This is a genomic window from Rhodovulum sp. BSW8, assembly GCF_003314725.1.
Lineage (GTDB): Bacteria > Pseudomonadota > Alphaproteobacteria > Rhodobacterales > Rhodobacteraceae > Rhodovulum > Rhodovulum visakhapatnamense.
The window spans coordinates 32,826-43,102 of the sequence record NZ_QNVX01000031.1 but is presented as its reverse complement, the minus strand read 5'-3'; the positions used below and the strand labels follow the sequence as shown (position 1 = coordinate 43,102).

Sequence of the window (10,277 nt, the reverse complement as noted above, 5' to 3'; positions counted from 1 at the left end):
CCCCCCCCCCCGGCAATTTCGGAGCGGCGCCACCCGACCGGCTGCGCCCCGGACCAGAACGAGGAGACAGGCCATGGCGCGTCCGATCTATTCCACCCAGCAGATCGCCAACCAGCTTCTGACCGGCTACTGGTCCGCGACCGGCCAGCCCGCGCGGTCCTGGCAGTTCTCGGGGTCCGATCACACCGTCACCTATTCTTTCGGGTCGAGCATGAACGCGTCCGAGCGGGCGCTGGCCCGCACCGCGCTGGACGCCTGGAGCGAGGCGGCAAACATCGGCTTCACCGAGGTGTCTTCGGGCGCGCGGATGTCCTTCGTCAACAACAGCTCGGGCGCCTATTCCCAGACCTATGTCTCGGGCAACGCGATCAGCAGCACCACCGTGAACGTGGCCCGCAGCTGGGTCAGCACCTACGGGACCGGCTTCGACAGCTACAGCTATCAGACCTATCTGCACGAGATCGGGCACGCGCTGGGGCTGGGCCATACCGGCAATTACAACGGCTCGGCCAGCTATTCGCGCGACGCGCTTTATGCCAATGACAGCTGGCAGACCAGCGTCATGTCCTATTTCTCGCAGGGCGAGAATACATATGTGGCCGCCACGACCGCCTTCACCCTGACCCCGATGATTGCCGATGCCCACGCGGTGCAGACGCTTTATGGCGCCCCGGCCGCGGTGCATGCGGGCGACACCGTCTACGGGCGCAACTCGACCGCGGGCGGGGCGCTCGACACGCTCGGACGGACCGGGATCCAGCCGGTTACCTTCGTGCTGTCCGACAGCGGCGGCACCGATCTGGTCGATTTCTCGCATTGGGCGGCAAGCAACCGGATCGACCTGACCGCAGGCAGGACCTCGGACGCGCTGGGCTGGACCGGCAACATGATGATCGCCGCGGGCACGGTGATCGAAAACGTCACGACTGGCGCCGGGGCCGACCGGGTGACCGGCAATACGGCCGCCAACACGATCTCGACCGGGTCGGGCAACGACACGCTTGACGGCGGGGCGGGCGACGACGTTTTGATCGGAGGTGCCGGAAACGACAGCATGACCGGCGGGGCCGGGGCGGATCTTTTCCGCTTCTTCGCCGGGTTCGGCGATGACCGGATCACCGATTTCGCTTCGGTCGACCGGATCGACTTTACCACGATCCCGGGGGCGGCCAGCTGGACGGATCTGGTCGCGCTGATGGCGCAGTCGGCTTCGGGCGTCACCATCGCCACGACCGAAGGCAGCGTGCTGTTGCAGGGGGTCACACTTGGCGCCCTGACCGTCGCCAACTTCCTGCTGTCGGACGGATCGGGCGGCGGATCGGGCGGTGGATCGGGCGGTAGCGGGTCGGGCGGTAGCGGGTCGGGCAGCGGTGGGGCGGGCGGCAGTTCGGCGACCCAGATCTCTGGCACCGAGGCGAGGGACGTCCTCCAGGGAACGACCGGCGACGACCTGATCGACGGGCTTGCCGGGGCGGATACCATCCGTGCGAATTCGGGCAATGACACGGTGACCGGCGGGCTCGGCAACGACATCGTCTATCTCGAGTCTGGCGACGACGTTTTCGTCGATGGCACCGATATCGGCGCCGACCGTGTCTATGGCGGGGCGGGCAACGACCGGCTGGTGTCGCAGGGCGGGCGCGACCTGTTCTATGGCGAGGCTGGCGACGACGTGCTGACCGCCGGCAATGCGGGCAGCGTGCTGTCGGGCGGAACCGGCAACGATACCATCACCGGCGGGGCCGGGATGGACAACGTGACCGATGATGGCGGCGCAGATCTGGTCGATCTGGGCGCGGGCAATGACCGCTATCTGGGCCGCGGCGACAGCCCCGGCATGGCCGATACCGTCAGCGGCGGCGACGGCAACGACACCATCACCACCAGCAATGGCAACGACCTGATCGACGGCGGCGCCGGGAACGACCGGGTGAGCGCGGGCGCCGGCAACGACACCGTCACGGGCGGCGCCGGCAATGACGCGCTGCAGGGGGGCAAGGGCGATGACAGCCTGTCGGGCGGCGCGGGCGATGACAGCATCTCCGATACCGGCGGCAATGACAGCGTCGATCTGGGCGCGGGCAACGACCGCTATTCGGCCACCGGCGACACTGCGGCGATGGGCGACACGGTCAGCGGAGGCGAGGGCCACGACCGGATCATCGGCAGCACCGGCAATGACAGCCTGTCGGGCGATGCGGGCAATGACGTGCTGTCCGGCGGTGGCGGTGCCGATACGCTGGCGGGCGGTGCGGGCAACGACACGATGACCGGTGGCGGCGGCAACGACGTCTTCGTGCTGGGCGCGGGCTTCGGCACCGACACGATCATGGACCTGCGCGCGGGGGATGTGATCGACCTGTCCGCGGTCGGTGCGGTCGCGGACTGGAGCACGCTGATGACCGGTGCCACGCAATTGCGGACCGGTACGCTGCTGACCACCTCGGACGGGACGCTCCTGCTGCGCGGGACCGCTCTGGCGACGCTCGGGGCGTCGTCCTTCCGCTTTGCGGGCTCGGGCAATGACGGCCTTGCCGTGTCGGGAACGATCACGGGCACCGCTGGCGCCGATGTGCTGAATGGCAGCGCCATGGCCGATACCATCGCGGCGGGCGCGGGCAACGACCGGGTCGATGCCGGGGCCGGGCGGGACAGCGTCGATCTTGGCGAGGGCGCCGATATTTTCGTCGACACCGCCGAGACCGGCGCCGCGGGCGGCGACACGGTGCGCGGCGGCACCGGCGACGACCGGATCTTCGGCACGGCCGGGTTGAACAGCTTTTACGGTGAGGCCGGGCGCGATGTGATCCTGGGCGGGGCCGGGGCCGATCTGATCGACGGCGGCGCCGACAATGACACGATCACCGGCGGCGCGGGCGACGATACCGTGCTGGGCGGGGCGGGCAACGACCAGATCCGGCTGGACGGAGGCGACGACACCTTCACCGACAGCGCCGATGCCGGGATGGACCGGGTCTATGGCGGGGCGGGCGACGACCGGTTGATCAGCCTTGGCGGCCGCGACGCGCTTTACGGCGAGGCGGGCGACGATCTGCTTCAGGCCAGCGATGCGGGTGGTCTCTTGTCGGGTGGCCTCGGCAATGACACGCTGACGGGCGGTGCGGGCAATGACAGCGTCACCGACAGCGGCGGCAACGATCTGGTCGATCTGGGCGCGGGCAATGACCGTTATACCGCGACCGGCGACAGCCGCAGCCAGGGCGATACCGTCTCGGGCGGAGACGGGAACGATTCGATCCAGCTCGGGGCGGGCAACGACAGCGTCGATGGCGGCGCGGGCAACGACCGGGTGGGCGACACGGGCGGCCGCGACCTCGTGCGCCTTGGCGACGGCGATGACAGCTTCAACGGCAGCCGGGATCTGGCCGGCGACGGCGACACCGTCCATGGCGGGGGCGGCAACGACCGGATCTATGGCGGGCGCGGCGCCGACAGCCTGTCGGGCGATGCGGGGGACGACCTTCTGGCCGGCGGCGCCGGGGCGGACACGCTTCTGGGCGGGGCGGGCAACGACCGGCTGACCGGCGGCGCCGATGCCGATCTTTTCGTCTTCGCGGATGGCGACGGCGTCGATCTGGTGATGGACTTCCGGGCCGGGATCGACCGGCTCGACCTGACGGCTGTCTCGGGGCTGTCGGGCTGGGCCGACGTGGCCGCCCACATGACCCAGAGCGGCCGCGATGTGCTGTTCGACTTCGCAACGGTCGACATCCAGCTGGCGCGAGTCGATATCGGCGTGCTCAGCGACAGCGACTTCCTGATCTGATCCGCCGAAAGGGAGCGGGACCGGGACGGGGCGGCACAAGGCGGCCCCGTTTTGCCGTTTCGACCCCCGGCGTTCTTGCGGTCCATGGCCGCCGCCGAAGTGCCGCAACGTTCGTGCCCGCAATCACATTTGCCGGACCGGGGCGCGCGGCCCTTTCCGGGCAGAGCGTGGGCAATCAAGCACTTGGTATTTAAGCGATTTGTGCAGGGTTGTCGCCCGCCGGTCCGGCGGAACGGCTTTTCGGCCCGGAAGAGCCTTGCAGCGCACAGGCGACGGCCTCGCAAATGCCGTAATTCCGCAGCACGTTTGCAACCCTACCGTGTGCCGATCGCTCGGAGCGGCTTTTCCGCGCCTTGGGCCCACCGACAGTGCGAGGACCAGTGTCGTGCCAAAGGAACAAGTGAACGGCCTCGGTATCGGGCCGCGCGGGAAACCTCAGCCCGAACCGGCATCCTCGTCCACCCAGTTCGAGACCCTGATCGGCCGCTTTCGCAACCGGGCCATTCCATCCGACGGGCCTGCCAGCCAAAGGCCCGCGGCCAAAGGCGAGGGGCGCCCGGACCGCGACACCGGACCGGTGGCGCCCGTCCGGTCCGGCGCCTGCGTTCCGGAGCAGGCCGATATCCTTCAGGTGGCGGCCGCCTCGGCGGGAATCGGGCAATGGTATGCGGAACTGCCCGCGACCGAGATCCGGGCCACGGCCGAGTATTCCCGGGTCCTGGGCTATGAACCCGGCGAAATTCCTCTGGATGTGCAAAGCTGCGTCGAGCGCATCCATCCCGAGGACCGCGCGAGCATCCTCGGCCAGCTCGAGGCAGCGGTCCGGGGCGAGATCGACCGGTTCGGTTTCGATCACCGGCTCCGCTGCAAGGGAGGCGGCTATCGCTGGTTCGCGGCCACCGGGCAACTTTTCGCGGCGGCGACCGGGGACCGTCCGGCGATCCTCTGCGGCAGCCTCGTCGACGTCACCGACCGCAAGCAGGACGAGATCCGTGCCGCCGGGCTGGCGGAGGCCGCGCGCGATGCCAGCGAACGGCTGAACGCGCTGGCCGACAATGCGCCGGTCGCGCTTTTCGAGCTTCGGCGCGATCCGGGGGGCAGGCTGAGCGCCCCCTATTTCAGCGCCAGGCTGGCCGATCTGTCCGGCGTCCCGGCCGAAGATCTTGCGCGGGACGTGCGCGCCGGGTTCCGCTGGATCCATCGCGACGACATGGCCGCGCTGCGCGAACAGGCCCGGCGGTCGGCCGAGGATCTGTGCCCGGCGTCGGTGCGCTTCCGGCTGCGGCACCCCGAGCGGGGACTGCGCTGGTATCGGGGATCGTCCCTGCCGACGGCGCTGCCCGACGGTTCGGTGCTGTGGCGCTGCAGCGTGCTGGATATCACCGACGAAATCGCGGCAGAGCGGCGGGCGGCCAAGGCGTCAGAGGCCCAACGCTTCGCGCATGAGGGGCTGACGACGCTGGCCGAGAACTCTCCCGGGGCGTTGTTCTCGCTGCGGCAGACGTTCGATGGCAAGATGCGCTTTCCCTATTTCACCTCGCGATTGCCCGACCTCATGGGGGTCACCGGAGCCGATCTGCGCAAGAGTGTCGGCAAGGCGTTCCGCCATGTCGCGCCCGAGGACGAGGCCGTGGTCGGGGACGCCTTCGCCCAGTCGCTGGAGACGGGCGCCCGGGCCGAGGTCAAGTTCCGGGTCGAGCATCCGCAGAAGGGGACGATCTGGCTTCTGTGTTCGGCCAGTCCGCTCCGCTCGGCCGACGGGGCGATGTGGTACGGCTACATGATCGACATTACCGAGCGGCTCGAGATGGAACGCCGGGCGGCGCGGGCCACGGCCGAGGCGCATGATGCGATGGACCGTCTGGCCTCGATCGCCGAGATTGCGCCGGTCGGGCTTTACGAGGCGCAGCGCGCGCCCATGGGCGGGTTGAACTTCACTTATACCAGCGCGCATTTCAACGACCTGATGGGGTTTTCCGGCGGCGACGATCAGCGGCTGCAGACGCATATCCTGGAGCGCATCCATCCCGACGACCTGCCCCAGTTCCTGGCCAATATCGAAACCACCTCGCAGACCCTCGCGCTTCGGCGCCAGCGGTTCCGGATCTTCCATCCGATCCGGGGCATGCGCTGGCTCGATGCCTCGGCGACCCCGCGCAAGGGGCCGGACGGGGTCGTGACCTGGCGCGGCGCGCTTTACGACGTGACCGCCGATGTCGAACGCGAAGCCGACCTGCGCCGCGCCCACGGCTTGGCCGAGAAGATGCGGATCGAGAACGAGCGGCAGGCGCTCCATGACGGGTTGACTGCCCTGCCGAACCGGCGGTTCTACGACCGGGTTCTGGCCGAGCGTCTGGCCGAGGCGGGTGCGGGCGGGCCGCGCGATTGCGTGTTGATCCGCATCGACCTCGACCATTTCAAATATGTCAACGACACCCTGGGCCATGAGGCCGGGGACCAGGTGCTGATCCGGGTGGCCGAGGTGTTGCGCGGTGCGATCCGGGGGGCCGATTTCGCCGCGCGGATCGGGGGCGACGAATTCGCCATCCTGCTGGCGCCGGGCGTGACGCGGCGCCATGCGCAGGATGTGGTCGAACGGGTGCAGGCCCGGCTGGCCGAACCGATGCTGTATCGCGGGCGCCCCTGCCGGTTCGGCGCCAGCTTCGGGATCGCCCAGTGCGACGACATCTGCGGCCCCGACAGCGACATCCAGCTTTTCGCCGATGCCGCGCTTTATCGCGCCAAGGCCAGCGGCCGCAGCCGGATGCAGTTCTTCACCCGGGCGCTGCACGACACGATCCTGCGCGACCGGCGGCTGGCGGCCGAGATCCACGAGGCGCTGGAGCGCGACGAATTCGTGCCGTTCTTCCAGCCCCAGGTCTGCGCGATGGAGAACCGTCTGGTCGGGGCCGAGACGCTTCTGCGCTGGCGCCATCCGACGAAGGGCGTGCTGGCGCCCTCGGCTTTCATGCATGTGGCCCAGCAGCTGCGGCTGGTGCCCGAGATCGACCGCCTGATGATGGAGAAATCCCGTCAGGCGCTGGACCGCTGGCGCGCGGCGGGGCTGCATCTGCCCAAGATCAGCTTCAATGTCAGTTCTGGCCGGATGCACGACCCCGACGTGGTCTCGGCCGCGCGGGCGATGCGCAGCGAGGACACCAAGGTGACCTTCGAGTTGCTGGAATCGATCCTGGTCGAAGAGGAAAGCGATGCCTTCCGCACCCATCTGGCCGCCGTGCGCGAGGCCGGGATCGACATCGAGATCGACGATTTCGGCTCGGGCCATGCCTCGATCATCGGGCTGCTCGAGATCGCGCCCTCCTCGCTGAAGATCGACCGCCGCATCGTGGCGCCGGTGGCAAGCGACCTGCGGTCCCGCAATCTGGTGCGCGCCATCGTCGAGATCGCCGAGGCGCTGGGGATCGGCACCGTGGCCGAGGGGGTCGAGACCCCCGATCAGGTGCGGATCCTGCGGGGGCTGGGCTGTCAGGTGCTGCAGGGCTACCTGTTTTCCCGGCCTGTCGACGAGGCCGGGTTCCTGGCCTATGCGACGGAAAAACTGCGGCGGCGGGCCTGACCGCCCGCCGCGCGAGGCCGTCAGCCCGGAAGCAGCGGCAGATAGGTCACGAGGATCAGGACCGCGACCAGCACCGCCAGATAGGGCAGCACCGCCTTGGCGATGCGCTCTAGCCCCAGCCCGGTGACCGAGGAGGCCACATAAAGATTGATCGCGACCGGGGGCGTGATCATGCCGATGGCCAGCCCGACGACCAGGATCACCCCGAAATGCACCGGATCCACCCCGAGTTGCAGCGCCAGCGGCAACAGCAGCGGCGTCAGGATGATCAGCGCCGAGGCGGTCTCGACGAAGATGCCGGTGACGAGGATCAGGACCAGCATCATTGCCAGCACGATCGTCGGATTGTCCGAGACCGACAGCACCAGCGCCCCGATCTGCGCGGGCACCTGCCAGTTCGACAGGGCCCAGCTGAGCGCGGCCGAGGCCGAGATCACGAACATGATGACGGCGGTCGTCACGCCCGACCGGATCAGCAGCCGGTAGATGTCCTTCAGCCCCATGTCGCGATAGACGAAGAGCGAGACGAAGATCGCGTAATTGACCGCGATGACCGCCGCCTCGGAGGGCGTGAAGAGGCCCGAGAAGATGCCGCCCAGAATGATGACCGGCGTCATCAGCCCCCAGAAGGCCGAGACGAAGCTGCGCGCGATGGTTTTCAGCGAGAAGGGCGCGCCCTTGGGATAGGCCCGCCGGTGGCCCTGCACCAGGGCCACGACCATCAGCCCCGCGCCCATGGCGATGCCGGGCAAAAAGCCGCTCAGAAACAACGCCGACACGGATTCCTGGGCGATCACCGCATAGATGATCATCGGCACCGAGGGCGGGATCACCACGCCGATGGTGCCGCCCGCCGCGATCAGGCTGGCGGCCGAGGCCGGGTCATAGCCCTTGCGGGTAAGCTCGGGCACCAGCGTCGAGCTGACCGCCGCCGTCGTCGCCGCGCCCGAGCCCGAGATCGCGGCGAAGAACATCGCCGCCAGCACCGAGACGATGGAAAGCCCGCCCTTCAGAAAGCCGATCATCGCATCGGCCAGCGCCACCAGCCGGGCGCTGACCTTGCCCTCGGCCATGATGTCGCCCGCGAGGATGAACATCGGCACCGCGACCAGCGCGAAGGAGTTGATGCCGGAAAACATCTGCTGCGGCAGCACCAGAAGCGGCACGCCGCCGGCCTGCATCGCGACCATGGTCGCGCCGCCGATGGCCAGCGCGACCGGCAGGCCGAGGATCATGAACAGAAAGAACAGGCCGAAGAGAAGCAGGCTCATTCCACCGGCTCCCCGGCGTCGGGAAGGGCGCCGGTCAGCAAAAGCCGCATCAGATCGGTCGCGGCCAGCCAGGCCATCAGACCCGCGCTGACGGGGATGATCGCGTAGATATAGCTCATGGGCAGCCGCAGCGCGGCGGATTTCTGGAAGCTCTGCATCGTCATGTAGGTCTGGCCGATCCAGGCCAGGCTGATCAGGAAGGCCACGGCGATGACCAGGGCCAGCGCGGTCGCGGCGCGGCGCGCGGGGTCGGGCAGCCGCTCGACCAGCACGCCGACCGCGATATGGCGGTGCCGCTGCCAGGCCAGCGCCGCGCCCAGAAAGGTCAGCCCGATCAGAAGGAACCGCGCGACCTCCTCGGTCCAGCCGACCGCGGTGAAGGCCACCCGCGACACGATCTGCAGCGTGATGACCGCGATCAGCGCCGCCATGCCCGCCGCGATCACGGGGGCAAGCACGGCGCCGATCGCGCGTTCGATCCGGCCGAGGAGGCTCAGCACGTCAGTTCAGCTCCGCCCGGATCCGGGTCAGGGTGTCGCCGAACCTCTCGCCGTATTTCTCGTAGACCGGCGCCACGGCCTCCTGGAAGGCGGTCAGGTCGGGGGTCTCGTTCACCTCCATCCCGGCGGCTTTCAGTTCGTCAAGCTGCTGGGCCTCCATATCGGCGTTGAAGGCGCGTTCGGTGGCCGCCGCGTCATGCGCGGCCTCGACCACGATCTGCTGCGCCGCCTCGGGCAGTTTCGACCAGGTGGGCATGCCCATCACGAAGACCGCGGGCGCATAGGTATGCCGGGTCATGGTCATGTATTTCTGGGTCTCGTTCAGCTTGAAGGAATAGACCACCCCGACCGGGTTTTCCTGCCCGTCGATGGTGCCCTGCTGCATCGCCGTCAGCGCCTCTGTCCAGGCCATCGGAATGGCATTGGCGCCCAGCGCCCGGAAGCTGTCGGTATAGACCGGGTTTTCCATCACCCGGATGCGCAGCCCGTCGAGATCGGCAGGCGTCGCCACCGGACGCCTGGAGTTGGTCAGGTTGCGGAAGCCGCGCTCGGCATAGGCGAGGCCCTTGAGATTGACATCGGCCAGCTTGTCCAGCAGCTCCTGGCCGATCTCGCCGTCGAGCACCCCATAGGCGGCCTCGCGCGAGGGAAAGAGGAAGGGCAGCTCGAACACCGCCATTTCCTCGACGAAGTTCGCGACCGGCCCGTTGGTGATCAGTCCCATGTCGATGCTGCCGATCTGCATGCCTTCCAGCAGGGTGCGTTCGTCGCCGAGCGTGGCATTGGGCACGATCTCGACCGAGATCTTGCCGCCGCTGCGTTCGGCCACCAGATCGCGGAAGGCGACGGCGGCCACCTGATAGGCGTCCTTCTCGTTCACCACATGGGCCAGCCGCAGGGTGACGGGCTTCATGCCGTCGAGATCGGCGGCCAGAGCGGGGGTGGCGCCAAGCGCCAGCGCGGCGGCTGCGGCGGACAGGAACGAACGTCTCTGCATCGGGGAGTCTCCTTCAGGATCAGCGGCGGGACCTTGGGCGATGTTACGCAGGGCGTCAACCGAACATGCCGATAATTGCGGCAGACGCGCGCGGGTGGACAGGATGATTTGCCGGGGGGGGGAGTGCCCGGATTTCGCCTTGATC

5 protein-coding genes are annotated in these 10,277 nt (G+C 68.5%); 2 read left to right on the top strand and 3 right to left on the bottom strand.

The genetic code is table 11. From position 1 onward, the window contains the following. Nucleotides 1-73: 73 nt before the first annotated feature. Both DSD19_RS13535 and DSD19_RS13530 read left to right on the top strand, forming a co-directional pair. Nucleotides 74-3,787 carry a M10 family metallopeptidase C-terminal domain-containing protein gene (locus tag DSD19_RS13535; RefSeq protein ID WP_113669957.1) on the top strand — a complete coding sequence of 1,238 codons (3,714 nt, stop codon included), beginning with the start codon at nucleotides 74-76 and terminating at the stop codon, nucleotides 3,785-3,787. Between the two features lie 385 nt (nucleotides 3,788-4,172). After that, nucleotides 4,173-7,364, top strand: a complete 3,192-nt coding sequence (locus tag DSD19_RS13530; RefSeq protein WP_133260437.1) for a GGDEF and EAL domain-containing protein — start codon at nucleotides 4,173-4,175, stop codon at nucleotides 7,362-7,364. Nucleotides 7,365-7,384: 20 nt separating this feature from the next. On the opposite strand, the gene DSD19_RS13525 is transcribed toward DSD19_RS13530, so the two are convergent. The 3 genes from DSD19_RS13525 to DSD19_RS13515 are packed head-to-tail and all read right to left on the bottom strand — an operon-like array spanning nucleotide 7,385 to nucleotide 10,132. Beyond that, nucleotides 7,385-8,635 carry a TRAP transporter large permease gene (locus DSD19_RS13525; RefSeq protein ID WP_113669955.1) on the bottom strand — a complete coding sequence of 417 codons (1,251 nt, stop codon included), beginning with the start codon at nucleotides 8,633-8,635 and terminating at the stop codon, nucleotides 7,385-7,387. Then, complete coding sequence (locus DSD19_RS13520) at nucleotides 8,632-9,135, bottom strand: TRAP transporter small permease (RefSeq protein WP_207802464.1); 504 nt, start codon at nucleotides 9,133-9,135, stop codon at nucleotides 8,632-8,634. The genes DSD19_RS13525 and DSD19_RS13520 overlap by 4 nt, the downstream gene beginning before the upstream one ends. Nucleotide 9,136: 1 nt before the next feature. Further along, nucleotides 9,137-10,132, bottom strand: a complete 996-nt coding sequence (locus DSD19_RS13515; protein WP_075787317.1) for a TRAP transporter substrate-binding protein — start codon at nucleotides 10,130-10,132, stop codon at nucleotides 9,137-9,139. Between the last annotated feature and the right edge of the window lie 145 nt (nucleotides 10,133-10,277).